The organism is Bradyrhizobium sp. B025 (genome assembly GCF_042257955.1).
Lineage (GTDB): Bacteria > Pseudomonadota > Alphaproteobacteria > Rhizobiales > Xanthobacteraceae > Bradyrhizobium > Bradyrhizobium diazoefficiens.
Window position 1 is genome coordinate 5,196,733 of record NZ_CP170150.1, and the last position, 25,121, is coordinate 5,221,853.

A 25,121-nucleotide genomic window follows, 5' to 3' on the forward strand; every position below is an offset into this window, starting at 1 on the left:
ATTTGTTCTGATCTCCCCCTGCATCGAACAACGCGGGCGAGCAGTCGCTGGATTATTGCGCAGCTAGCTGCGCGGCTTGATACGCCGCATAGGCGCGCTTCAGGCCGTCCTCGAGCGAGGTAGTCGCGCGCCAGCCGAGTCCTGCAAGGCGGCTGACGTCGAGCAGCTTGCGCGGCGTACCGTCGGGCCGCGAGGTGTCGAAAGAGATCTCGCCGCTGTAACCAACGACCTCGGCAACGACGCGCGCGAATTCGGCGATGGTGATGTCCTCGCCGGTGCCGATGTTGATCAGCCCGGCACCGGAATACGTCTTCATCAGGTGCACGCAGGCATCCGCCATGTCGTCGACATAGAGGAACTCGCGCCGCGGCGTGCCGGTGCCCCACACGACGACGCCCTTGGCGCCCGAAACCTTCGCCTCGTGGAAGCGGCGGATCAGCGCGGCGACGACGTGGCTCATCTCAGGGTGATAATTGTCGCCGGGGCCGTAGAGGTTGGTCGGCATCACGCTGATGAAGTCGCATCCATATTGGCTGCGGTAGGCCTCCGCCATCTTGATGCCGGCGATTTTTGCAATTGCATAGGGCTCGTTGGTCGGCTCCAGCGGGCCGGTCAGCACGGACTCCTCGCGCAAGGGCTGCGGGGCCAATTTGGGATAGATGCAGGAGGAGCCGAGGAACATCAGCTTCTCGGCGCCGTTCCGATGCGCGGCGTGGATCACGTTGGCCGCGATCGCGATGTTGTCGTAGATGAACTCGGCGCGCAGCGTGTTGTTGGCGACGATGCCGCCGACTTTCGCCGCCGCGAGGAACACGACCTGCGGCCGCACCTTTGCGAACCAGTCGAACACGGCGGCCTGGTTGCAGAGATCGACCTCGCGACGGTCCGCGGTGACGAGCTTGACATCCTCTCCTGCGAGCCGGCGCACCAGCGCGCTGCCGACCATGCCGCGATGGCCGGCGACGTAGACGCTTCTGCCCTTCAGCTCAAACGGAGCGTTTGTCATGGGCAGCGTCCCGTTTCGCCTGTGCCAGATCGCTCGCCATCATCTCCTCGACAAGCTGGGCAAAGCTCCGCTTCGGCTTCCAGCCGAGCACCTCGCGCGCCTTGCTGGCATCACCGATGAGGAGATCGACCTCGGTCGGGCGGAAATAGGTCGGATCGATCTTCACCACCGTCTTGCCGCTCTTGGCATCGACACCGGTCTCCTCGACGCCTGCGCCACGCCAGGCGATGCGCCGGCCGACCTGCGCGAACGACAATTCGACCATCTCCCGCACCGAGCGCGTCTCACCGGTGGCGAGAACGAAGTCGTCGGGCTTGTCGGCCTGGAGGATCATGTGCATGCCCTCGACGTAATCCCTGGCATGGCCCCAGTCGCGCTTGGCCTCGAGATTGCCGAGATAGAGCGTCTCCTCCAATCCCACCTCGATGCGGGCGACGGCGCGCGTGATCTTGCGCGTGACAAAAGTCTCGCCGCGGATCGGGCTCTCATGGTTGAACAGGATGCCGTTGGACGCGAACATACCGTAGGCCTCACGGTAGTTCACCGTGATCCAATAGCCGTAGAGCTTTGCCACGCCGTAAGGAGAGCGCGGATAGAACGGCGTCGTCTCCTTCTGCGGGATCTCCTGCACGAGACCGTAGAGCTCGGAGGTCGAGGCCTGGTAGAACCGTGTCTCCTTCTCCATGCCGAGGATGCGGATCGCTTCCAGCAGCCGCAGCACGCCGATCGCGTCGGCATTAGCTGTGTATTCCGGGCTCTCGAAGCTCACGGCGACGTGGCTCTGGGCGGCGAGATTGTAGATCTCGGTCGGCCGGATCTGCTGCACCAGGCGGATCAGATTGGTCGAGTCGGTCATGTCGCCGTAATGCATCAGGAACGGCACGTTGCCGACATGAGGATCCTGATAAAGGTGATCGACCCGCGCGGTGTTGAACGAAGACGAGCGCCGCTTGATGCCGTGCACGACATAGCCGAGCGACAGCAGATATTCGGCGAGATAGGCGCCGTCCTGGCCGGTCACGCCGGTGATGAGAGCGATCCGCTCGGTCATAGCTATCCCGATCTCCTGGTACCCATTGGCGGGGCGGTCCGCGCGTTCGTGGCCGTCGATGTGACGCCCTTCTTTGACAGAACGGCCGCCCCGGTCAACACGTACGGGACGCAATGGAGATTGAAGCGGGTGAAGCGCTCCGGCTTAGAATCTCTTTCCCGCTTTTATACGTAATTCCAAGAAGTTACATCATCCCCAAGTTTCGTGTTGGACATTCCAGCCGCGGCTCACTTTGGCGCGTGTGCTGCGCAAGACGGCCGGCACCCATGACGCGGCGAGTCGGGGGCGCTCGCCGGCGCAGGTTCTGCTCAAACCGGCCATTGTCGATCGCTCGCGGCCTCTGTCCGGATAGCGCCGCACGCATGCCAAGGATGTCGAGCGCTTCACCCACCCAACACGCCGCTTTGAAGTTTCTTCATTCTGCGGCGATGCAGCCGGCGTCAATCGACGTCAGGGAAACCGCATTTCATGCTCGGCACGGATCCTCGAATGAACGGATTTCAGCACCTATTCGTCGTCCGAAGGCTTCACGCCGGCCCCCTCGCCTCGACGGAGCTTTCTGACGAATGCCGCGATCGCATCATAAGCTTGCAGCAACGGCGGGCTCAGAGAAAAGAAGGCGCCGAGCGCGACTGCAATAATCGCATGACGAAGCGAAAAACCCTCGTCCTCTTCCAGCCGGCTTTTCGGATCGATCAATGCAGGCGACAGGCCGCTCTGTCCTCGCTCACCATTCGACCTCCGCGACTTCCGCGGGGGGATCATGATCACGGCGAAGAGAACATTGATGAGCAGCCAAATGCCAAGAATAATGAGCAGAGTTCGCATCGAAAATCCGAAAAATATCAATCGAAAAAAAATCAGTCACGTCATTTCAGCGAATATTCGTTCACGCTTTCCGTCACAATCACTAGGTGCCTTGCCGGACGCAAGCAAAATGCGCGCTCTCCTCGCCTAAAGGACCGTGCAGCGTTACCAGCGCCGACGCTCTGCATCGGCGACACCTGCTTGCAACGACGGCTGTGATGACAGGCGCCGAAGCCGGCCCGCGTGTCGGCCGCGACCTGTCCTCGCGCTGTGGCAGCGGGCTCCTTCGGATGATCGGTTGAGCGTGAAGCCCGGTTTCTGTTCGCCAATACAGAACCGTCCGCCGGCGGAACAGTACGGGCATCGTGGATCGACAACAGCCTGAGAGGTAAAGCGGCACAGCGGAAGCTTGCGCTTCGTCACATCCAGGTTTGGCGCCGCCCTCCACCTCGAAGACAGAGGTATTATTACACCTCTGCTCTGCCTCCGACGTGGCAGAAATGCGACAACCCGGTATAATTGCTCAATTTTCCCGCATTGCGCCTAGCTTGTCGGTTCAGTCCTTGCGAGACTTGAGGCAATTTCATGGGGGACCCCGCGACCGAATTTCGGAAACGGGCGGAGGTAAAATTGCTCAAGTACATTTTCGTTTTCACAGCATTGGCTCTGGTTCCATGCGGCGGCGCATTGGCCGAACCGTTCTCGATCAATGACGCGTTGAAACAGGCCGTACGAACCAACCCTGGAGTTGGTGAAGCCTCGGCCAACCGCCGCGCTACCGAGAGCGAGCTTCGCCAGACCCAGAGCACGCTGCTTCCGCAGGTTCGCGTGGAAGCGCGCTGGGGTCCCGAAAAATTCGACCAGAGTGCTGCCGTATCAACCGGCACCGCCCTGCCCGTCCCGATCGTCGGAAATGGCTCGTGGCGAAACGGATCGCAGGAATCCGTCGTCGTCCGGCAGATCTTGTTCGACGGCTTCGCCTCGATTCACGACATCTGGCGGCAGACGGCGCGCGTCAACGCAGCGGCTTTCCGCGTTCGCGAGCGGACCGAGTTGATCGCCCTGGACGCAGCGGAAGCCTATGTCGACGTCGTGCGCTATTTGCGACTGGTCACGCTCAGCGAGCAGAACGTCGTCACCCACGAGAAGATCTTCAGCAACGTCAACACGCGCTTTTCCGGCGGACGCGCCGGTGAAGGCGATCTCGAGCAGGCCCGCGAACGGGTTGAAAATGCGCGTGCGACGCTCGCCGAATTCCGCCGGAGCCTGGAAGAGTCCCGCGCCAGATTCCGCAAGGTCGTCGGACTTGAACCCATCAATCTTCGCTTCCCGGGACCACTGGGCGGCTTGCCCACGACCCGCGACGAGGCCCTTGCCACCACGGTACGGTTCAACCCCACCATTCAGGCCGCGCAGGCCGACGCCGATGCGGCAAAACATGCGTTTCGCGTGACGGACGGCGCTTTTGTTCCGACCTTCTCGCTCGAGGGCCGGGCGACGCACAACGACAACACCTACCCCTATCTTGGGGTTACTCACGACGACTACAGCGGCAAGGTTGTCATGTCCTGGGATGTCTTCCGCGGCGGTCAGGATGTCTGGCGGCGGTCGGAGATGTCCGAACGCTACGTCGAAAGTACCGCGCGGCATGCACGCCTTCAGCGCGATGCAATCGAATCCATCGACAAGGCCTGGGCAGCGCGGACGGTCACCGTGACACGAATCGCCGCGCTGACGCGGCAACTCGAGGCTGATCGCAAGACGATTGCGGCCTTCCAAAAGGAATATGAGCTTGGCCAGCGTTCGCTGATCGACCTCTTGAATGCCCAGAACCAGTATTTCAACGCCTTGGTTTCGTTGACCTCGGCTCGTGGCGTCGTGGTATTCGCCGACTATCAACTTTTGGCGGCCATGGGCACGCTGCTTGAATATTTGAAATCTCCGCCGCCTGTTGACGCAGCGCCGGTGGATCTTGGGGTTTTCGGAACGCCCGACTACAAGGCGCCGACGCTCCGCGTGAAGCTGCCCCAGACCGGTTCCGAACCGCTGAACGTCCCGGTGCCTGCACCGGAACGAGTTCCCGCCCGTCTGGGCTACGCGAGCGAAGCGCCCGAACCTGATGCGTTCAAGGATAGATGGCCGACACGATCCAATCTGCCGACCATGGTGGGAGCGTCCGAATGGATCACGCAGCGGCGAAGCACCGACGATCCGGTCATACTCAACACCTCTCCCGCTACCGCGTACGCGGCCGATAGAAAGCCGCACTGGCTGGCGACGGCATTCGAGCCGGTTCAGAGATAGTTCCAACTCCGCGAGCGCGTCCGTGATCGGCGAAAGGCGGTTCGAAGATTAACCTTTAGTTGCGCTTTTGCCGATTAACCAAATGATTTCGTGCGTTTTCCGCTATGCTGGAATGACGGTTCGCTTTTCGCTCCGCATCATTTCATTTTGGACATTCGCATTTGTTGTTTCGAGCATCCGAGTCAACGCACATGCATGGCCACTCCGTCGCGGAGCAAGCCGTTGCGTCTGAACCGAAGCAAGCGACAGGTCGCCTCGAAAGCGACGACCCACTTGCATCATCGCTCATTTTCCTGGCGTCGTACCACGGCCGCGCTGTTAGTCGCGAGGCATTGCTAGGCGGCCTGCCGATCCTCGACGGCCGGTTGTCAGTTCCCCTCTATGACCGTGCGGCTCAGCGCGCGGGCCTCCAGACCGAAGCGGTCAAACGGGACATTGCCGATATTCCCGCGCTGGTGCTGCCGGCCGTCCTTATCATGAAGAATGGCACGACGCTGATCCTGCTGGGGTTCGACAAATCCGGAAGCAGTGTCAAAGTCCTCAATCCGTCCCTCAAGGCCGGCATCCCTGAGCTTCACGCGATCCAGACCATCTCGGCCGGCTACACCGGATACGCTTTCTTCGTCAGGGCTACGGTTGAGAGCAACGCACGCGCCGTCGCTGCCGGCGACCTGCCGCGAAGCCATTGGTTTTGGTCGGTGGTCAAGCTGCATTGGCGCGGCTACGGTCACATCGCGCTTGCAGCCTTCCTGATAAATATGCTCGCGCTGGCGACGCCCCTCTTCACCATGAGCGTCTACGACCGCGTCGTCCCCAATGGCGCGCTTCCTTCGCTGATCGCCCTGTCGATCGGAATGGGGTTGGCGATTGCGTTCGACTTCATCTTCCGGACGGTTCGCAGCCGTATGATCGATGTCACCGGCAAGACGATCGACGTCATCCTCGCTGCCAACATTTTCGAGCACGTGATGGGCGTGAAGATGGCGCAGCGTCCCGCGTCGGTGGGTATCCTCGCCAATCAGTTGCGCGACTTCGATTCAGTTCGCGAGTTCTTCACGTCCGGCAGCGTCGTATCCGCGACGGATCTGCTGTTCGCGATGCTGTTTGTCGGGATTCTCTTTGTCATCGCAGGGCCGCTGGCCTGGATACCTCTGGTGATGTTGCCGGTCATGCTCCTGATCGGCCTGGCATTGCAGCGCCCGCTGGACCGGGCCATGAAACGCCAGCAGGCTGAAGCTGCGGCACGTCATGGCGTGCTGGTCGAATCGCTGTCCGGCCTCGAGACGATACGCGCGACCGGCGCCGAAGCGCGCATGCAAACGGCCTGGGAACGATCGGTCGCGGCAACGGCCCGCTCGGGCGAAGACGTCCATTTCTGGGCCTCGCTCGCGCTGACGAGCGCCAATACGGCCCAACAGCTCACCAGCCTCGCCCTGATCGTCGTCGGCGTATTCCTGATACTCGACGGCAAGCTCACGGTCGGAGCGCTGGTCGCGGCAAACATGCTGGCGGGGCGCGTTCTGGCACCGATCGCCGGGATCGCTTCGGTGATCACGCGCGGAACGCAAACGCTGAGTTCGCTAAAGGCCATCGATCGCATTATGTCGCTGGAGCGCGAGCGATCCCCTGCGCGTGCCTATGTCTCTCGACAGATCCGTGAAGGCGCGATCGCTTTCGACGGCGTCAGCTTCACTTACCCCAACGCGCCCGGCAAGGCCCTCGACAAGGTATCCTTCAAGATCGAAGGCGGCGAGAAGGTCGGCATCATCGGACGGATTGGATCCGGCAAGACGACTGTGGGGCGGCTTCTGCTCGGCTTCTATGAGGCGCAGGAGGGCCGCATCCTCGTCGATGGTGTCGACTCGCGGCAATACGATCCGTCCGACCTGCGGTCCGGGGTTGGCTTTGCGATGCAGGACACCGAGCTGTTCTTCGGAAAGCTGCGCGACAACATCGCGCTGGGCAAACCCGAGGCAACCGACGAGGAAGTCCTGGCCGCGGCACGGCTGGCCGGCGTCGAGACGTTCGTCGCGGGCCATCCCATGGGCTACGACATGCCCATTTCGGAAGGCGGCCGGAGCCTCTCCGGCGGCCAGAAGCAGGCCATCGGCCTTGCGCGGGTGCTCATCAGGAAGCCGCGGATATTGTTTCTGGACGAACCGACAGCCCATTTCGACATTCGCAGCGAAGCCGAATTTCTCGAGCGCCTGAGGGCGTTGCGCGAAGAGCAGATCACCATTCTGATCTCGACGCATCGGCTCTCACTGCTGAATATGGTCGACCGCCTGCTGCTGTTCGACAACGGCCGACTGATCGCCGACGGCCCCCGCGACAAGGTTCTCGCGCTCCTGCAGGGCAAGCCGGCGCCATCGACGCCGAGCCAGACCCCGATGCCGGCGGCTGCCGAGCAACCCGTCTCACCCATGGCCAGAACCAATGTCGTCTGATTTCGCGTTTGCCAACGATGTTCGGGCTGCCGCCGCGCTTCGTGCGCCGCGGACCTCCCGCATGCTGCTTGTAGCGTCCCTTGCCCTGCTCGCCACGTTCCTGACCTGGGCTCATTTCGCCGTGCTGGATGAAGTCAAGCGAGGCAACGGCCGCGTCGTACCCGCGCGCCAGATGCAGGTGGTGCAGTCGCTCGAAGGCGGGATCGTCGGCGATATCCTCGTCCAGGAGGGATCGATCGTCCAGCAGGGACAATCCCTGATGCGCATCGACGATACAAAGTTTGCATCCGAATTCGGCGAGATCAGGGAACGGCGGGCTGCGATGGCGGCCCGTGTCACCAGACTTGAGGCCGAAGCCAGGGGAAAGGGCGAGCTGATCTTTCCCGATCAGCTTGACCAGGTGGTGCCGTCGGCCGTGGCTACGGAAAGCAGCGTGTTCAAGATGCGCGCGCAGAAACTGGCGCAGGATGTCGACGTCTTGAACCAGCAGGTCGCCCGGCTCGGCGGCACGCTCAAATTGCTGGATCGGGAGCTGGCGTTGACGCGCAAGCTGTACGAGCAAAAGGTGGTGCCGGAAATCGAGATGCTGCGGCTCGACCGCCAGGCGACCGAGATGAGAGGACAACTCGCGGAGGCCCAATCCAAGATCGCGAGCACGGTCTCCTCCTTCCGCTCCCAGGCGGACGAAGATCTTGCGAAGTCCAAGGGCGACCTGGCCGTGCTCGATGAAAATATCAAATCGGCGCAGGACCGGGTCCGGCGAACCGACCTCAAGGCACCCGTGCATGGGATCGTCAACAAGTTGAACGTGACCACCGTGGGGGCAGTCGTGCAGCCCGGCGCCAACGTGATGGACATCGTCCCCCTCGACGACACGCTGCTGGTCGAAGGTCGCATCAAGCCCCAGGACATCGCCTTCATCCGGCCCGGCCAGGACGCCGTGGTGAAGATCTCGGCCTACGATTCCTCGGTCTACGGCTCGCTGAAAGGCAAGGTCGAGCGCATCAGCGCCGATACGATCGTCGACGACAAGGCCGAAAAGACCCCGGATCGCCAGGAGAGCTTCTACCGCGTCATGGTGCGGACAGAGAAGAACCACCTGGGCACGGAGCAGAAGCCGCTCCCGATCATTCCCGGCATGATCGCGACGGTCGAGGTGCTGACCGGCGAGAAATCGGTTCTCGATTATCTGGTGAGGCCGGCCCGCACACTGCGCGACGAAGCCCTGCGCGAGCGTTGAGGCCTCGACAAGGTTAACAGGGCGCAAAGGTCGCGGCGACAATTTGCCGGTCGCTCGAAGCGCGCGATTGACCGCCTTTGCGACAAGGCTGCCGCCCTCCCCCCGCTTTAACCTCACCTAAGCGTCGCAGACCTCAGTCTCGATCCGACAACAGGATCGGGGCGTGGATCGACGCAATAGACGTTGACGACGCTCCCGGCGCAGGGGACGTCGTCTATGACACTGCATTGGGAATTGCAGCGCAAAGGCCTGTGCGCGCTCGGCGTGGGGCTGGTTGCATTGGTCGTTGCCGGCGTGACATCGCCCGCCCGGGCCGATGACGCCCTGGCTCGGGACGTCTTGACTCAAGACGCCCAGGACACTCTCGCTCCCGGCATTGACGCGGCAACGCGTGCGCCGGCGACGTTCTTCCGCATCACCGACGTGCTGGCGAAGCTCGATGCCATGCGCGGCCGCGGGCCGAATGCCGTCCGTCTCGCGGCGCTGACACCTTCCAACATCGCGACCGACGCGGCCCCCGAGCCCGGGCCGGTGCCGGCGAAAGGCGACGAGCCGTTCGGCCTCTTCACCTTCCGCGCGCCCGAAGGCCTGTTGTGGCAGAAATGGCGGGGCCTCGAGACCAGGCTGGCCAGCGACGCAGAGACACTGAGCCGCTGCCAGACCGACGCCGGCAATTGCCCCTCAAACGCCGCCCAGTTCCTGCGATTGATCGGCGCCGTCAAATCGAAATCGGGACGCGCGAGGCTCGACGAGGCCAACCGCGCGGTCAACACAGCCGTCCGCTACGTGAGCGACTTTGCCCAGCATGGCGAGGCCGATCGCTGGAGCTCGCCGCTGGAGACCTTCGCGACGGCAAAGGGTGATTGCGAAGACTATGCGATCGCGAAATACGTCGCACTGCGCGAAGCCGGATTTCCGCGTGAGGATCTGCGGCTCGTGCTGGTCCGCGATCGCGCCGTGCGGCAGGACCACGCCGTGCTCGCCGCGCGCCTCGACGGGCAGTGGCTCGTGCTGGACAACCGGCGCTCCGAGCTGATCGAGGATTCAGGGGCGACGAACCTGGCCCCGCTGTTCGCCATCGACCACGCCGGCGTCCACCTGTTCGCCGCGCCCTATGCCCAGCGCCAGCTGGCCGGCCCCGCGGAAGCCGCACCCGCCGCCAGCGACGAAGCGACGCAATGGGGTAATGCGGACATCGCCGCCGGCAGCGCCTGGCCCGGCGCGCTCCCGCTGCTGATGTGAGCTTGTGCAGTAGAGGCGAAAGCGGCTCCGGTTGAGCCGCTTTCCGCTGTCGACTAGGCCTGCGCGGCGTGGTTCACCTGCAGGTCATTGTCGATGAACAGGCTTGCCGTCGCCGTCGCCACGGTCGAGCCTGTCGGAATCCACTGATGGAAGACCTGCCCGCCGGTGGAGGTGAAGGTGTTCGCCGACTCGGTCCACCCCCCGGCCCCCGTCGCAAGCTGCACATCGTCGCCGGCCGAACCGACAACGAAGAGCGAGTGAGCCGTCGCCGAAGTGCTGTTGGTCGCCTCAGTGATGGCGGTGACCTTGGCGATCGATAGCCCGTTGAGCTCGGTTCCGTAGAGCGAGCTTGCGAGCGGATCGTCGGTGATCAGGATCGATTCCAGATTGGTCAGGTTCGCCCCCGACAGATCGATTCCATAGAGATGGACGCCCCCCACCGTGTGGGCATTGCCAGCTGACAGCCCGTTGGCCGACGCACCGCTGATCTCCAGCGACGAGTTATAGATCGCTCCGTCATCGATGCGCAGAATATCGAAGCCGCTGCCGCCATCGATCGTGGTCGACGGGTGGTACACCAGAATGTCGTTGCCGGCTCCGCCGTTCTCCACGTTGCCCGGAGAACCCGCCGCATTGAGAAGGTCGGCATCATTGCTGCCCGACGCGGTCGCGCTCTTACCATCCACATACGTCATGTTGTAGGTGTTGGTATTGGCTGACGGATCCGAGATGCTGTCGTTGTTGGTGTGCGAGTCGTGTGAATCCGTGCCGGTCACGCCAGCGGCATTGTTCGTCGTCATGACCGCGGTGAAGCCGGCACTGACGCTGCCGCCGCTAATCCCGATCTGAGGGTGCCCAGACGCCTCGTCGATATGCGTGCCGTTGAGTGTGAAGTTGGTCACACCGATCTTTGAAGTGTCGAACGGGGCATCGAGCGAGACCAGGAAGTGGTCCGCTCCCGAGATGTTGAAACCGGCGTCCGAGGTGACGTTGCCCTGCTGGCCCTGCGCGTTGGTGATCACCAGTTGTGAGAAGGCGTCGAGCGGGTGCTCCTGGTCGACGAACGTCAGGATCATGTCCTGGGCGGTCTGGTTCGAGTTGGTGACGATCGTCCCGGACAGCAGCCGCGCAGCCGGGATACCGGTCGTATCGGTGAAGGCCGCCACGTTGTCTGTGGTGAGATCGGCATTGCTCGCGCCGACCCCACCGCCATGCAAAGTGGTCTCGGTGGCAGTCGCCGTGGCCGTGAAGTTCAGCGTGCTTGGCAGCGTGCCCGTCGCCGGCGCCGTCACCGCAAAGCTCAGATCGATCGTGGCGGTCTGGTTGGCGTTCGGATTGAGACCTGTATCCTGGGGGACGGCGATGTGGATGTCGCCCGTCGCCGAAGTGTAGGTGTAGCTGAACGTCGTGGCGACACCGTTGTAGGTGCCAGCGATCGTGCCGCTTGCCAGGAGGCCGGCCGTGAACCCGCTCTGGAGATGGATATCCAGCGTGTGGCTCTCCGATCCGTCGTGAACGTCGCCGAACGTCGCCTTGATTTGCAGCGCTCCGGTTTCGCCGTTGCTGAAGGCTGTATTGGAATCGCTGGGCGAGTCGGTCACGAAGATCATGTGCGTCTGGCCGGCGACCACGGTCGGCATGTCCGCGACGGCGTCGACATAGATGGTGCCCGCCGTACCCGCACTGGTGGCGCTGATCGCGCCCTGCGCGGCGGTGGCCGTCATCGTGATGCTCGCGTCCACGTCGGTGTTCAGTGGCGGCGTCATCGCCACCGAGACCGTCTCGACTGTGCCGGCCGCGGCGCCGCTGATGTTGAAGGTCAGCACGCCGCTACCGGAGTTGAAGGTTGCGGTCACAGTCGCACCGTTGACCGTGGCCGTGGACGTATCGACGCTCCAGCCCGTGAGGCCTGAAACGACGACCTGGGTGACATGCGAGCCGGCGCTGACGGGCGTAGCCGTGAACTGGAACACCTCCTGGGTGTCTTCCGGCAGGGCGACATTGTTGCCGACGGCAACGGTTGGCGCGTACACGACTGGCACCGAGGCCGTTCCGGTCGTCAGCAGCTGCTCGTATTCGCCGCCGCCGCTGAAGACTCCGGTGATGGAATCGGCGATCGACGCCTGATTTGTGATCTGCGCGTCGGTGTAGTTGGTCGTCACCGAACCGCTCGGCTGCCCGGCGAAGATCGTGACGTGCTCACCGTTGGCCAGGGTCAACACCAAATCGGTCTTTGGAGTGAATGGCGTCAGCCCGCTCGTCAGCGTCACCGTGTAGGTGACCGAGCCGCCAAACTCGGAGATGCCGGCGGTGGACGTCGTCAAGGTGGCTGTAACGGGATCCTGGTCGTCGGTGATCGTCGTCGTCACCGTCGCCGGGTTGGTCACCAGGCTCTCGTACTCGCTGCCGCCGGTATGGCTGACAATGCTGTTCGTCACCGGGTGGGTGTCGATATAGACGTCGTCCTCGTTGACCGCGATCGTCGTCGAGCCGCTGGCCTGGCCCGCCTGCACGATGACGTGCTCGCCATTGGCCAGGGTGAAGTCCAGATTGCTGGTCGGCGTGAGCGGGCTCAGCCCGCTCGTCAGCGTCACCGTATAGGTGATCGAGCCGCCGTCCTCGCTGGTCGACGGTGTCGCCGTCAGCGTCGCCGTCACCGGGTCGCTGTCGTCGGTGATCGTCGTCGTCACCGTCGCCGGGTTCGTCACCAGGCTCTCGTACTCGCTGCCGCCGGTATGGCTGACAATGCTGTTCGTCACCGGGTGGGTGTCGATATAGACGTCGTCCTCGTTGACCGCGATCGTCGTCGAGCCGCTGGCCTGGCCCGCCTGCACGATGACGTGCTCGCCATTGGCCAGGGTGAAGTCCAGATTGCTGGTCGGCGTGAACGGGCTCAGCCCGCTCGTCAGCGTCACCGTATAGGTGATCGAGCCGCCGTCCTCGCTGGTCGACGGTGTCGCCGTCAGCGTCGCCGTCACCGGGTCGCTGTCGTCGGTGATCGTCGTCGTCACCGTCGCCGGGTTGGTCACCAGGCTCTCGTACTCGCTGCCGCCGGTATGGCTGACAATGCTGTTCGTCACCGGGTGGGTGTCGATATAGACGTCGTCCTCGTTGACCGGGATCGTCGTCGAGCCGCTGGCCTGGCCCGCCTGCACGATGACGTGCTCGCCATTGGCCAGGGTGAAGTCCAGATTGCCGGTCGGCGTGAACGGGCTCAGCCCGCTCGTCAGCGTCACCGTATAGGTGATCGAGCCGCCGTCCTCGCTGGTCGACGGTGTCGCCGTCAGCGTCGCCGTCACCGGGTCGCTGTCGTCGGTGATCGTCGTCGTCACCGTCGCCGGGTTCGTCACCAGGCTCTCGTACTCGCTGCCGCCGGTATGGCTGACAATGCTGTTCGTCACCGGATGGGTGTCGATATAGACATCGTCCTCGTTGACCGGGATCGTCGTCGAGCCGCTGGCCTGGCCCGCCTGCACGATGACGTGCTCGCCATTGGCCAGGGTGAAGTCCAGATTGCCGGTCGGCGTGAGCGGGCTCAGCCCGCTCGTCAGCGTCACCGTATAGGTGATCGAGCCGCCGTCCTCGCTGGTCGACGGTGTCGCCGTCAGCGTCGCCGTCACCGGGTCGCTGTCGTCGGTGATCGTCGTCGTCACCGTCGCCGGATTCGTCACCAGGCTCTCGTACTCGCTGCCGCCGGTATGGCTGACAATGCTGTTCGTCACCGGGTGGGTGTCGATATAGACGTCGTCCTCGTTGACCGCGATCGTCGTCGAGCCGCTGGCCTGGCCCGCCTGCACGATGACGTGCTCGCCATTGGCCAGGGTGAAGTCCAGATTGCCGGTCGGCGTGAACGGGCTCAGCCCGCTCGTCAGCGTCACCGTATAGGTGATCGAGCCGCCGTCCTCGCTGGTCGACGGTGTCGCCGTCAGCGTCGCCGTCACCGGGTCGCTGTCGTCGGTGATCGTCGTCGTCACCGTCGCCGGGTTCGTCACCAGGCTCTCGTACTCGCTGCCGCCGGTATGGCTGACAATGCTGTTCGTCACCGGGTGGGTGTCGATATAGACGTCGTCCTCGTTGACCGCGATCGTCGTCGAGCCGCTGGCCTGACCCGCCTGCACGATGACGTGCTCGCCATTGGCCAGGGTGAAGTCCAGATTGCTGGTCGGCGTGAACGGGCTCAGCCCGCTCGTCAGCGTCACCGTGTAGGTGATCGAGCCGCCGTCCTCGCTGGTCGACGGTGTCGCACTCAGCGTGGCCGTCACCGGATCGATCGTATCCTTGGTCGTAACGGTGGCGTTGCCGTACGTCGTGGTGTTCACCGCCTCGAAATTGCCGCCGGACGTGCTGGCGATCGAGACCGGGATGACCTGGCCGTCCACATAGACGTCTTCGCCCTGCGCCGGCTGCGGATCCGAGGTCGCCGTAAACTGACCGGGCGCGAAGGTGATGTTCACGCCGTTGTTCAGCGTCACCGTGAACGGCGTCAGCGAGGCGTAGTCCATGTGCGCCGTGTAGACGAACGTCTGGTTCTCGAACACCACGACGTTGTCCAGCGTCACGAAGTTGGTGGTGATCGTGTCGTTGACCGTCACCGTCGCCGTGTCGGTGGTGTCAAGGAGCTCATAATTGCCGCCGGTCGCGCCGGTGACCGAGACGGGATAGGTCTCGTGATCGACATAGGGGTCGTCGCCCTGCACCGCGAACGGCGTCGAGGTGCCCGTCGTCTGGCCATTAAGGATCGTGATTGTCGCGCCGTTGCTCAAGGTCAGCACGAGATTGCTGCCCTGCGGCGCATGGTCCACGCTGGCCGAGATCGTCGCCGTGCCGACGCCCTCGTTCACCGTCACGTCGTTCAACGTCACCTTGGTCGGGTCGATCGTGTCCTTGAACGTGACCGTGGCATTGCCGTAGGTCGTGGTGTTCACCGCCTCGAAATTGCCGCCGGACGTGCCGGCGATCGAGACCGGGATGACCTGGCCGTCCACATAGACGTCTTCGCCCTGCGCCGCCTGCGGAGCCGACATCGCGGTAAACTGACCGGGCGCAAAGGTGATGTTCACGCCATTGTTCAGCGTCACCGTGAACGACGTCAGCGAGGCGTAGTCCATGTGCGCCGTGTAGACGAACGTCTGGTTCTCGAACACCACGACGTTGTCCAGCGTCACGAAGTTGGTGGTGATCGTATCGTTGACCGTCACCGTCGACGTGTCGGTGGTGTCAAGGAGCTCATAATTGCCGCCGGTCGCGCCGGTGACTGAGACGGGGTAGGTCTCGTGATCGACATAGGGGTCGTCGCCCTGCACCGCGAACGGCGTCGAGGTGCCCGTCGTCTGGCCATTAAGGATCGTGATCGTCGCGCCGTTGCTCAAGGTCAGCACAAGATTGCTGCCCTGCGGCGCATGATCCACGCTGGCCGAGATCGTCGCCGTGCCGACGCCCTCGTTCACCGTCACGTCGTTCAACGTCACCTTGGTCGGGTCGCTGTCGTCGGTGACCACGAACGATACCGTCGATGCCGACGTATCGCCGTCACCATCGGTCACGGTGTACGTGAAGTTCGCCGGCCCGCCGGTCTTGTAGACGTCGTCGGGCTGCGCAACGAACTTGTAGGCGCCGTCCGCGGTGACCTGGAGACTGCCATGGGCGAGCGCGATCGCCTGGGAATACCCGTCCACACCGAAGGACAAGTTCACCCCGTTGATCTCAGTGACGGTCGCGCCGTCAGCGCCCGGATCGAAGTCGAGCTGTCCGGTGACCGGCGCGGAACCTTCGAGGACATCTTGCGGCGCTTCCGCAAATGCATGCGGACCATCGTCCTGGAAATTGATGTGAAGCCCGGCCGGCGAAACGGCATGGGCGGTGTCGCCATCACCGTCGGTCGCGGTGGCCGAGATGTACACGAGGCCGTTGGTGATCGAGACCTCGTCGTCATAGGCGGCGGGCGTCGAGCCATCGACATTGTGCGCGATCGCCGCGAACTGTGCGACCCACAGATGCCCGTCGGTGTCGACATAAAGCGCGAACACCTTCTCGCCGGTCTGGAGGTTGTTGCTGTCGACGCCCCAGACGATGTTCGGGTTGGCGGAATCCGTGAACAGGAAGATGTCGCGGTTGCCGACCGTGGTGTTCAGCCCGGAATCCTGGCCGGTGAACCCGCCACCGGTGGAATTCGTCAGTTGATAGGACACACCTCCGGCCGGGCCGGGTCCATCCGTGCCGAAATCGGGCGTCGTGAACAGAGTGTTGGCGGCGCCGGTCGACTCGGCGTAGCCGAGAACCGTACCGATCTGGGCGCCGGCAATCGCGGCTGTCAGCACGCTCGGAGCGGTCGCGGGATCGACGTCGTTCTCCGGGTTCGGGCCGGACTGCGGAGCGAATCCCGCGCTCTCGTCATGGGTGACGCTGAGCGTGGCGGGCGCGCACACCACGGACGAAATGCCGCTCACCGAGAACGGATGACCGACATTGAGCTCTTGCGAATCGTTCGGGTCGACCGGAAGGGTCGGCGCGCCGTTCGGCGTGCTCGAGAAGGCGACATTGTCGTAATTGGAAATGACGAGACGATTGAAATCGTTCGACGTGTCAACCGTGACGGTGGCACCCTCGTTCAGGCCGACGATGACGACGCCGACCAGCGTATTGCCGTCATACACCGGAATTTTGGTGTAGCTGGCATCCCCGGTCACGGTGACGTCGTTCAGCGTGATCGGCAGCGGATTGCCGTCATCGGTGAAGTCGTTGTTGTCATTGGCATTGAAGACCTGGACGAAAACCGTCGCCGTATTGCTCGGATTGCCCTGGATCTGGTGGATCGTGAACGAGGCCGCATCAACCTCATAGTGCCCATTATAGGCGAAGGTATTGGCAGGGAACGTGACATTGTTGACGAAGTCGAGCCGCAGTATCTCCGCAGCCAGGTCGTTGCCTCCGTGGACCTCGTGGCCCTCGATCGACTGGTTGCCGACGCCAATATCACTCCCTGTCGTGTTGATCGTGTTCGCGTTCGGGCTATTGCCCTGGCCGACGCCGGACATCAGCACGTCCTGATCGCTCGGACCATCGAGACCGCGCTCGTCGACGTTGCCCGCCTTGATGCCGACATAGCTGAGCGGCGTATCGACGCAATCCTGCGAAGCGGAGATCGTCGGACCAGAATCGTCGATCGAGACGATGGAATTGCTATGGTCGATGACAGTCGCGGTGGCCGATTTCGTGACATGGTCACCATCGCCGTCGGTCACCGTCACGGTGAGCTTCACGCCGACGCTCTGGCCGGCAATCGCCGTGAGCAACGAGATCGACTCGTCGAACAGCGAGGGATTCTCGGGCAACTGGGCCCCGGCAGGCTCCGACGCGTCGTGATCGATCGGCAGGAATTGATCGACCACGAGCTGTGCCGTGGCCGGATCGGTCGAATTCAGGGAGATACGCAGCACGACGAAATCATCGGCCGTGGACAGCGTATCATGACCGACGCGGCCGACGATCTGACCGCCCTCGATCGTCAGCCAGACGGTCCGATGCTCCTGCGACGTGCCTTCGAGCAGGCTATCCGCCAGCGCGGTCGCGACAAGGTTGGTCTTGATGCCGCCCGCCTCGGGCGCGCCCGTCAGGACGAGGCTGAGCGCGGACGTGACGGGATTGACCAGGGCGGGACCATCAGCCCCGTAATCGATCACCGCATTCGTGAACAACGGCGCCAGCAGCCCCGCGCCCGTCATCAGCTCGCCGATCTGAGCCGTCGAGGTCGCGTCCGTCGTGAACGTGACGGTGGCGTTGCCGGTGTCGTCGGCCGTTCCGTTCGGCACTCCGCCGCCCGACTCGCCCTCGCCGAGATTGTATTGATCCGGCGGCGACCCGTCATGGCCGATCGTCTCGTCCAGATTCAGTGCGAGCGCGACAAGTTCCGGCGTGGTCACGCCGGTGCCGATGGTCAGCGCCGGACCGTCGTCGTTGAAGTGGATCTTGCTCGAAATATCCGCCGACGCGGACGCCGTGTCGCCATCGCCATCCTTGATGGTTACGACGGCGGAAATCGAGCCAGCAGCGAGCGAAACCTGATCGTTCGGATTGGACGAATCGGAGTGATGCAGCGAGAGATATTCGACCACCGACACCTTGCCGGAGAGCGGATCGATGGCCACGGCAAAGGCGGTGGTGCCGCTCAGCTCGGGATGCACGTTATCCGTACCCACCGTGCCGATCACCCGGCCGGCGCTGTCCAGCGACAACGAAATCGCCGTTCCGTCTGTCAACGTCACGCCGGAGTTTGAAGACTTCAGTTCGAGCGAATAGGTGATCGCCGCAGCCGGATCGGGTCCGTCGACGCCGAAGTACGGCAGGATGCTCAGGGCTGCGCCACTGCTGGTCGCGTAGGCGAGCGGTGTTCCGGGCTCATCCGGATCAACGCCGGGATTCTGCACGCCAGCAAAGATCTGCAGCGGGCCGGTAACGTCGTTCGCCTGGTTGCCCGGTGTCTCGTCCGCCGTCACCCCGAAATTGCGAGACAGCGTCGCCGCCACCAGCGGGCCGTCGTCTTCGAACTGGATACCACCGCCAATGTTGGCGGACGCCGAAGCGTGGTCGCCGTCGCCGTCGGTGACCATCACGGTCGCCTTGACCTGGCCGAGGGCGCCTGCAAGCGAGACCGCCTCATCGATATCGCCGCCGATATCAGCGCTGTTATGGTGAAGCGAAACATACTGGACGACGGACACCTTGCCGTTCACCGGATCGATCGCAATCGCAAACGCGGCCGGATCGTTGGTGCTGGTCACGTCATTGCCGGGATCGCCCCCGTCGTAACGGCCGACGATCAGGCCGTTCTCGAGGAACAGGAAGATCTCTTTCCCTTCCGTCGTGGCGAGATTCGAATCGATCGGGCCGGTCGTGCTCTGACCCTGCGCGTCGGTCAGCGTCAGCGAGAAGAGCTGGGCGCCCGTCTTGGCCGCGCCGTCGGTGCCGAAATCCACATTGTCGATGGTGAGCGCGGCGACGTTGCTCTGCGCGTACCCGATCGGAAGGCCGAAGAGAACCTGCGGATCGTGTCCGGGATTGCTGACGCCGTTGAACACCGGCGTGAACAGAATGTCATTGTCGTCGCCGAACGGCGGGCTCTGCAGCAGCAGGGTCTCGTCGTGAACGACCTGGAAAGTCGAATTGGCGGAAACCGAGACCGCGGGGCCGTCGTCCTGGAAGCTGATGCTGGAGTCCTCGGTACCCACGATCTCGATCGTGGCCGAGGACGTCGCGGTATCATTGTCGCCGTCGGTGATGGTCGCGGTCAGCGTAATGCCGAGGCTCGCGCCTTCTCCGACCAGATTGAGGAACTGCGTCGAATCGAAATTGTTGAGGTCCGCGCCATGGTCGATCGCCATGTACTGGTCGACGACGAGCTGGCCTCCCGAGAGGCTGCCTGCGTTGTCCAGCGTGATGCGAATCGCGACCGGGCCGTTCGGATCGTCGCCGACATGGCCCACGATCTCGGTGTCGCTGACCTTGAACAGATAGATCGTGTCGTCAGAATAGGTGTGGTTCGGGTCCGTCACCTTCAACGTGGTGGCGATGCCGCCGTTCTCCGCTTCTTTGCCGCCCGAGAGCGCGAACGAATAGGCATAGTCGGTCGACTTCTCGCCGTCGGTGCCGGCAATCTTGGTGACGTCGAACAGCGCCTCCAGATCGCCGTTCAGCTCGCCTTCGCCGGCCACCGTCTTCAGCTCGCCGATCGGATTGGTGCCGGTCGGATCCGGGCCCGTGTTGCCTGAGACGTCGTCGACCGTTCCGTCAGGAAGACCGTTGGCGCCGCGATCGCCGCCGATCGATTCGTCGAGCGACAGTGTGGCTAGATGGGCCGAACCCTCCACCGGCTGATGCACGGTCACATCAATCGACGGGCCGTCATCCTGGAAGCCGATGCTTGACTGTTGGGGCCCCGCGATCTCGATCGTGGCCGAGGACGTCGCGGTATCATTGTCGCCGTCGGTGATGGTCGCGGTCAGCGTAATGCCGAGGCTCGCGCCTTCTCCGACCAGATTGAGGAACTGCGTCGAATCGAAATTGTTGAGGTCCGCGCCATGGTCGATCGCCATGTACTGGTCGACGACGAGCTGGCCTCCCGAGAGGCTGCCTGCGTTATCCAGCGTGATGCGAATCGCGACCGGGCCGTTCGGATCGTCGCCGACATGGCCCACGATCTCGGTGTCGCTGACCTTGAACAGATAGATCGTGTCGTCAGAATAGGTGTGGTTCGGGTCCGTCACCTTCAACGTGGTGGCGATGCCACCCTTCGATTCCTCCGAGAAGCCGGCGGCGTTGAGAGTAAACGAATAGGCATAGTCGGTCGTCTTCTCGGTGTCCGTGCCGCCATCCTTGACGACATTGAACAGGGCTGCCAGATCGCCCGGGCTTTCGACATTGCCGACATCGGTCTTCATCGTGCCGATGGGATGGGTGCCGGTCGGATCCGGACTCGTATTGCCCGAGACGTCGTCGAACGTTCCGTCCGGGAAGCCGTTCGCGCCGCGGTCACTGGCGATCGATTCGTCTAGCGACAAGGTTGCAAGACGCGTGGGTCCTTCGCTTCCGTCAGCCACCGTCACCAGGATCGTCGGACCATCGTCGAGAAATGACACGCCGAGCGAGCCGGTCGACAGCGCAGTCGCCGTGTTGCCGGAGCCGTCCGTCACCGTCTGCTGCACGAAAACGACATGGCCAAGCTGCGCGCCTTCGCTCGTGTCGGGGGCGGACGCGGTGCCGTGCTTGATGGCTTCATACTGGGCCACGTCAAGCTTCAGGCTCGCAGGATCGAGGTAGAGCTGGAAGGCGACCGCACCGTTCGGATCGGCCACGCCGCCGGCGCCCTCACGTCCGACGACCAGATTGCCCTCGGTGAACAGGAAGATTTCATTGCCGGTGACCGTGGCCTGCAGACCGGAATCGACGCCGGCGAACGCCGCGCCGGTCGAGGTCGTCAGCGCATAGGCGATCGTTCCGGTCCCGCCGCTGCCGAAACCGGCGCTCGACGACGCGATCTCCGAAACGGCGCTTTGGGCCCATCCGATCAGTCCGACGGCGGAGAAGACTGCGGGCAGACCAGCACTGGGCTGATCGTTCGCACCGTTCAGAATCTGTACATCGACGGTTTCATCGTGGATGACGATCGTATCCGAGAGCGTAAAGCCTGCACTCGGCAGAGTCGTTGCAGGCAGTCCGGCGAAAGTCTCGGGATTGAGGACGAAATTGCCGAGCTGTTCCTGCCCGAGCAGGTCCAACGGATTGCCGGCGTTTAGGGTATCGACCGCAGCATTGGAGAAGTTGGCGCCGCTTCCCTGGGCGTTGCCGTTGCCATCACCGGCTGCAGGCAGCACGGACTGGTCTGTGGTGATGGGGAAGAGGCTCGCGAATTCCTGCACGTTGACGTCGCGTCCGGGCGCCAGCTCGATGGACAGCAGGTGCTGATCGTCGTGTCGGGAATCGAAGACCGGATCGACCGTGATCGTCGATTTGTTGTCGAACAGAATGATCAGCTTCTCGCCGACATGGACGAGCGTGATCTTTTCGTTGGCTATAGCCGAGAAATCGAGCTTGACCTTCTGGTCATATCCGAGATGTACGACCACCGCCTGATCTGTTAGCGGCTTTGCCAGCGTGAAAGTTCGAACTGGAGTTGTGTTGGTAGGAATAGCCGTGCCGGTAGCCTGCGCTACCTGAAATTGTGCGTTCATTATCTGCCCCTGCCAAAACTCTATGCAGTTCAAATCAAGTCTTTAGAAAGCAATCCGAAAAATTTCGCTATTAAGCTATTGTTAACCGAGGCGGGGGTCAACGAAATCAACTAGTTAACGAGGGGTTTTTGGTGCGCCGTGGTAAATTGGCTAATCGGGACACCGGGCGCCGAAAAGGCATTTAGATTGAGCATCTTGCAGCGAACTGACCGGGAAAACCCGGTAAGCGGGAGAGCACCAATGAGGGTATTATTGTCCGCAGGCATCGCAATGTTGTCTGGGTTCGTCGCACCAGCCTTGGCCGAGGACGCATTGTCTCCCGTCGAGCGAACGGTCAAATCCGCCCCCAATAAGGACACGCGGGTCGGCGTCTTCATCAACGTACTACCCGATTGCACGTCAGGTCCCCTGCCGACGATCCGCCTGGTCAATGCGCCCGCATCCGGGAAGGTGACGGTCAAGTCGGCGAAGGTGAAAGCCACCAACTACAAGTCATGCCTCGCGCTGGAAGTGCCCGCCTATGTCGCGTTCTACAGGTCGCAGCCCGACTTCATCGGCGACGACGTTCTGACCATCGAGGTCAAATATGCCGGCGGTCGGACGGAAATTCAGAAGATCACGATCAACGTTGCCGGCCCCGGAGCGCAGCAGAAGATCTAGGCGCGCGACCTCTTCACGATGCTGATCAAGCCGCCGGCCGTGTTGCCATTCATTGCGGTTTGACGCTGTTAGGGATTTTTGCTCTGTTAGCCGGTGATTTTAAGAATCCATTGGGGGCAACGATGCGCAATTTGATGGCCAAGAGTCTCACTGCAGCCATTCTCATCGGAGGCGGCTTGGCCGCCAATCCCGGCGCAGCCACCGCCGCCGACATGGCCCTGCGGGCCTCACCGAGCGCGATCGGCAGCTGCTCGGAACTCGTCTTCACCTGCGAGAACGGCAGGCAATACCCCCTGTGCCCGATCGCGGTGTCCATTGCCGGTGAGGTTGTGACCGCATCGCTGCATACGAGCCACTCCGGCGGCGTGCATGTGCGCCTGGTCCCGATGGGAGTCGGATACCGCTATGCCGGTCCCGGCGTCTGGGTCGACGGCTTCCGCGGCAATGCCTTGCTCAATTTCGGCAAGCACAGCCAGATCGCCTGCACGATCGAGAACTACTGATCGATAGGACCGAGCGGCGCCTCCGCAAGGCGCCGTGCACCGGCCCCGCCCGTTAGCCCTTCGCGCGAACGGCCACCGCCCGCGCTCGCGGGTACATGTAAGCCTTGGGACGGACGTAGACCGGACAATAGTTGTCCCACTGGTATTGCTGCCAATTCCATTTCCAGCAGCCAGCCGCGATCTCGGGATCGGGATACCAGTTCAGCCGATACGGTTCATCACCGAAGGGGTACGGCCCCTGAGCGCTGACGGGCGATGCGTACAAGCAGACGGCGGTTGCGATCGCAACAAAACATGACTTGTACATGACTTTCTCCGAATATGTCGGCATAGTGTCAAACCGACGGGTCGGGATCAAGCTCGGAAACTTCGGTCGTCCCGGCATTCCCCTCCTCGGCAAGCGGCCAGACACGATATCACGAGGCCATTCGCCTGGTGCGTGGGCCTCTTTTGGAAGTTGTTGACCGGACGCGTCGATCGCGAGCGCGTTCAGGGCATTGCATTCGAAGTGATTTGCCCACTCGCCTTACACACAAGCATTGTTCATGAAACAATCTATTTCCCTCAATGCCAAGCTTCGGTGGCCGGACGTCAAGGACCACTACGTCGTCCTCTATGAGGGGCATGTGATCGGCAACGTACATCGGTCCGGAGACAGCTGGTCCTGGTCGATAAGCGTTCCCATGGGCTTGCCTGATTGGTCGGTCGGAAACGCTGCCAGTCTGCACGACGGCATCAAGGCACTCGGCAACGCCTGGGCCGCCATATTGAAGTCGACAAGCGCCGAGCGCCTGCAGCGGGCCTGGGATCTCGAACGCGCTGCGGAGACACGAAACACCGGTTTCGAATCCAACATCTAGTATCAAGACGCCGCGAGCGTTTTGGGTTCTACAGGTGAACAAGGCGAACCTGCCCAACCACAGCGTTTATTCGCGGCCAGACGTCCTGTATAATACTCGCGAGGAGGGATCGCGATGAAGGCTTTCATCCTTGCCTGTGTTGCGACGATCGTAATCGCGGCGGCTGGAGTTGCCGTTCTCGACAGCATACAGCAACCCGTCGCAGAGGCCTTTGCGACGACAGGCGTGCGTCTCTAAGCAATGCTCCGTCAGCTCTATTCGGCTGCCGACGCAGCATGGCGAGGCCGCGGCTGAGAATCGTTCGGTCCGCTCCGTGCCAACTCCTGGTCGAGCCACAGGCTATGATGCTCGCGCGCCCAGTTGACATCCACCTCACCTGATCCCATCGCCTCGAAAGCCCCCTCCATCCCGATTGTGCCGATGTAGATGTGAGCGAGCATCGCGGCGATAAACAGCACGGCCACGACGGAGTGAACGATCTGGGCAATCTGCATGCCCTCGATTCCCGACACGTAGAATGGGAACATGAGCTGATACCCGGTCGCGGCGACGAGACCACCGCCGATCACAACAATCCAGTAGATCCCCTTTTGCCCCGCGTTGAAGCGGCGAGCCGGCGGATGATCGTGACCGATCAGGCCGCCGCCGCGCTTGATCCACTCCAGATCCACCTTGTTGGGGATATTGCCGCCGATCCACATCAGAAAGATCAGCACGACACCAATCGTGAAGGGAAAGCTCAGGTAGTTGTGCGCGAATTTCGCCCATTGCGACCAATCGGAGAAGGCGTCAAATCCGATCAGCGGAAGCAGCAGCGGCCGCCCGAACGTGATGTTCAGCCCCGAGATCGCCAGGATAACGAAGCAGGTCGCGGTCATCCAGTGCACGAAGCGCTCAAAGGTGTTGAACCGTACGATGGTGCGGCCGGATCGTCCGCTTTCGAGGCGGATCATGCCGCGTGTCAAATAGAAGATCACCAGCACCGCCAGCATGCCGAGCACAGCAACGCCGCCGATCCACCGCAGCACAACGTTGCGGAATTCACGCCACTCGCGGCCAGCAGGTTGTATCAGCACGCTGGAGCGCTGGTCGGGGATGCTGACGCGTCCCTGGATCCGATCCATCTCCTGGAGCAACTGGCGCTCATTGACCGAGCTCGCCGTCGGATTGATCTGCTGGGCCAGCGACGGTGCCGGAGCTGCCATGATCAACAGAAGCAACGCCCACGCGCCGATGGTTGGTCGAATGAACCTTGCAAATGAGGACATGGACTTCTCC

14 protein-coding genes are annotated in these 25,121 nt (G+C 62.6%); 8 read left to right on the plus strand and 6 right to left on the minus strand.

Annotated elements, in window-relative coordinates:
- Positions 1–52: 52 nt before the first annotated feature.
- The 3 genes from ACE10W_RS24290 to ACE10W_RS24300 form a co-directional block, all read right to left on the minus strand.
- Complete coding sequence (locus ACE10W_RS24290; protein WP_028171353.1) at positions 53–1,006, minus strand: GDP-L-fucose synthase; 954 nt, start codon at positions 1,004–1,006, stop codon at positions 53–55.
- Positions 987–2,057 (minus strand): GDP-mannose 4,6-dehydratase, encoded by a 1,071-nt coding sequence (gene gmd / locus ACE10W_RS24295; RefSeq protein ID WP_370204476.1) that lies wholly within the window; start codon positions 2,055–2,057, stop codon positions 987–989. Before gmd ends, ACE10W_RS24290 begins: the two co-directional genes overlap by 20 nt.
- Positions 2,058–2,564: 507 nt before the next feature.
- Positions 2,565–2,885: a hypothetical protein gene (locus tag ACE10W_RS24300; RefSeq protein WP_049832405.1), complete on the minus strand. Its 321-nt coding sequence runs from the start codon at positions 2,883–2,885 to the stop codon at positions 2,565–2,567.
- A gap of 564 nt (positions 2,886–3,449) precedes the next feature.
- Here ACE10W_RS24300 and ACE10W_RS24305 point away from each other — a divergent pair.
- The 4 genes from ACE10W_RS24305 (at position 3,450) to ACE10W_RS24320 (ending at position 10,097) form a co-directional block, all read left to right on the plus strand.
- Positions 3,450–5,168: a TolC family outer membrane protein gene (locus ACE10W_RS24305; protein WP_028171352.1), complete on the plus strand. Its 1,719-nt coding sequence runs from the start codon at positions 3,450–3,452 to the stop codon at positions 5,166–5,168.
- 191 nt (positions 5,169–5,359) lie between these two features.
- On the plus strand, positions 5,360–7,615 hold the full coding sequence (locus ACE10W_RS24310; RefSeq protein WP_011088216.1) for a type I secretion system permease/ATPase: 2,256 nt from the start codon (positions 5,360–5,362) through the stop codon (positions 7,613–7,615).
- Complete coding sequence (locus ACE10W_RS24315) at positions 7,605–8,855, plus strand: HlyD family type I secretion periplasmic adaptor subunit (protein WP_011088217.1); 1,251 nt, start codon at positions 7,605–7,607, stop codon at positions 8,853–8,855. The genes ACE10W_RS24310 and ACE10W_RS24315 overlap by 11 nt, the downstream gene beginning before the upstream one ends.
- 234 nt (positions 8,856–9,089) lie before the next feature.
- The gene (locus ACE10W_RS24320; protein ID WP_244651778.1) at positions 9,090–10,097 is read left to right on the plus strand and encodes a transglutaminase-like cysteine peptidase; all 1,008 of its coding nucleotides are present in this window, start codon (positions 9,090–9,092) and stop codon (positions 10,095–10,097) included.
- 53 nt (positions 10,098–10,150) lie between these two features.
- On the opposite strand, the gene ACE10W_RS24325 is transcribed toward ACE10W_RS24320, so the two are convergent.
- Positions 10,151–21,715, minus strand: coding sequence for an immunoglobulin-like domain-containing protein (locus tag ACE10W_RS24325; protein ID WP_375762008.1), 11,565 nt, complete (start codon positions 21,713–21,715; stop codon positions 10,151–10,153).
- Between the two features lie 345 nt (positions 21,716–22,060).
- Between ACE10W_RS24325 and ACE10W_RS24330 the strand changes: the two genes are divergently transcribed.
- Both ACE10W_RS24330 and ACE10W_RS24335 read left to right on the plus strand, forming a co-directional pair.
- Positions 22,061–22,480, plus strand: a complete 420-nt coding sequence (locus ACE10W_RS24330) for a hypothetical protein (RefSeq protein WP_028176019.1) — start codon at positions 22,061–22,063, stop codon at positions 22,478–22,480.
- A 122-nt stretch (positions 22,481–22,602) separates the two neighbouring features.
- The gene (locus ACE10W_RS24335) at positions 22,603–22,983 is read left to right on the plus strand and encodes a hypothetical protein (RefSeq protein ID WP_244651782.1); all 381 of its coding nucleotides are present in this window, start codon (positions 22,603–22,605) and stop codon (positions 22,981–22,983) included.
- Between the two features lie 52 nt (positions 22,984–23,035).
- On the opposite strand, the gene ACE10W_RS24340 is transcribed toward ACE10W_RS24335, so the two are convergent.
- A complete protein-coding gene (locus ACE10W_RS24340) occupies positions 23,036–23,290 on the minus strand; it encodes a hypothetical protein (RefSeq protein ID WP_028176017.1) in 255 nt (84 codons plus the stop codon).
- 238 nt (positions 23,291–23,528) lie between these two features.
- Between ACE10W_RS24340 and ACE10W_RS24345 the strand changes: the two genes are divergently transcribed.
- Together ACE10W_RS24345 and ACE10W_RS24350 are read left to right on the plus strand one after the other, a co-directional pair.
- Positions 23,529–23,843: a hypothetical protein gene (locus ACE10W_RS24345; RefSeq protein WP_011088222.1), complete on the plus strand. Its 315-nt coding sequence runs from the start codon at positions 23,529–23,531 to the stop codon at positions 23,841–23,843.
- A 114-nt stretch (positions 23,844–23,957) separates the two neighbouring features.
- Entirely contained in the window at positions 23,958–24,080 is a 123-nt protein-coding gene (locus ACE10W_RS24350; protein WP_256380430.1) for a hypothetical protein, read from the plus strand.
- A gap of 17 nt (positions 24,081–24,097) precedes the next feature.
- Here ACE10W_RS24350 and ACE10W_RS24355 read toward each other — a convergent pair whose 3' ends face one another.
- Positions 24,098–25,111 (minus strand): formate dehydrogenase subunit gamma, encoded by a 1,014-nt coding sequence (locus ACE10W_RS24355; protein WP_011088223.1) that lies wholly within the window; start codon positions 25,109–25,111, stop codon positions 24,098–24,100.
- Positions 25,112–25,121: the final 10 nt, after the last annotated feature.

Bases quoted from the DNA above. Each gene is read 5' to 3' on its own strand.
- ACE10W_RS24290 (WP_028171353.1), bottom strand. From the start codon at position 1,006: ATGACAAACGCTCCGTTTGAGCTGAAGGGCAGAAGCGTCTACGTCGCC.
- ACE10W_RS24340 (WP_028176017.1), bottom strand. From the start codon at position 23,290: ATGTACAAGTCATGTTTTGTTGCGATCGCAACCGCCGTCTGCTTGTAC.
- ACE10W_RS24335 (WP_244651782.1), top strand. From the start codon at position 22,603: ATGCGCAATTTGATGGCCAAGAGTCTCACTGCAGCCATTCTCATCGGA.
- ACE10W_RS24355 (WP_011088223.1), bottom strand. From the start codon at position 25,111: ATGTCCTCATTTGCAAGGTTCATTCGACCAACCATCGGCGCGTGGGCG.
- ACE10W_RS24305 (WP_028171352.1), top strand. From the start codon at position 3,450: ATGGGGGACCCCGCGACCGAATTTCGGAAACGGGCGGAGGTAAAATTG.
- ACE10W_RS24300 (WP_049832405.1), bottom strand. From the start codon at position 2,885: ATGCGAACTCTGCTCATTATTCTTGGCATTTGGCTGCTCATCAATGTT.
- ACE10W_RS24350 (WP_256380430.1), top strand. From the start codon at position 23,958: ATGAAGGCTTTCATCCTTGCCTGTGTTGCGACGATCGTAATCGCGGCG.
- ACE10W_RS24330 (WP_028176019.1), top strand. From the start codon at position 22,061: ATGAGGGTATTATTGTCCGCAGGCATCGCAATGTTGTCTGGGTTCGTC.
- ACE10W_RS24315 (WP_011088217.1), top strand. From the start codon at position 7,605: ATGTCGTCTGATTTCGCGTTTGCCAACGATGTTCGGGCTGCCGCCGCG.
- ACE10W_RS24310 (WP_011088216.1), top strand. From the start codon at position 5,360: ATGCATGGCCACTCCGTCGCGGAGCAAGCCGTTGCGTCTGAACCGAAG.
- gmd (WP_370204476.1), bottom strand. From the start codon at position 2,057: ATGACCGAGCGGATCGCTCTCATCACCGGCGTGACCGGCCAGGACGGC.
- ACE10W_RS24345 (WP_011088222.1), top strand. From the start codon at position 23,529: ATGAAACAATCTATTTCCCTCAATGCCAAGCTTCGGTGGCCGGACGTC.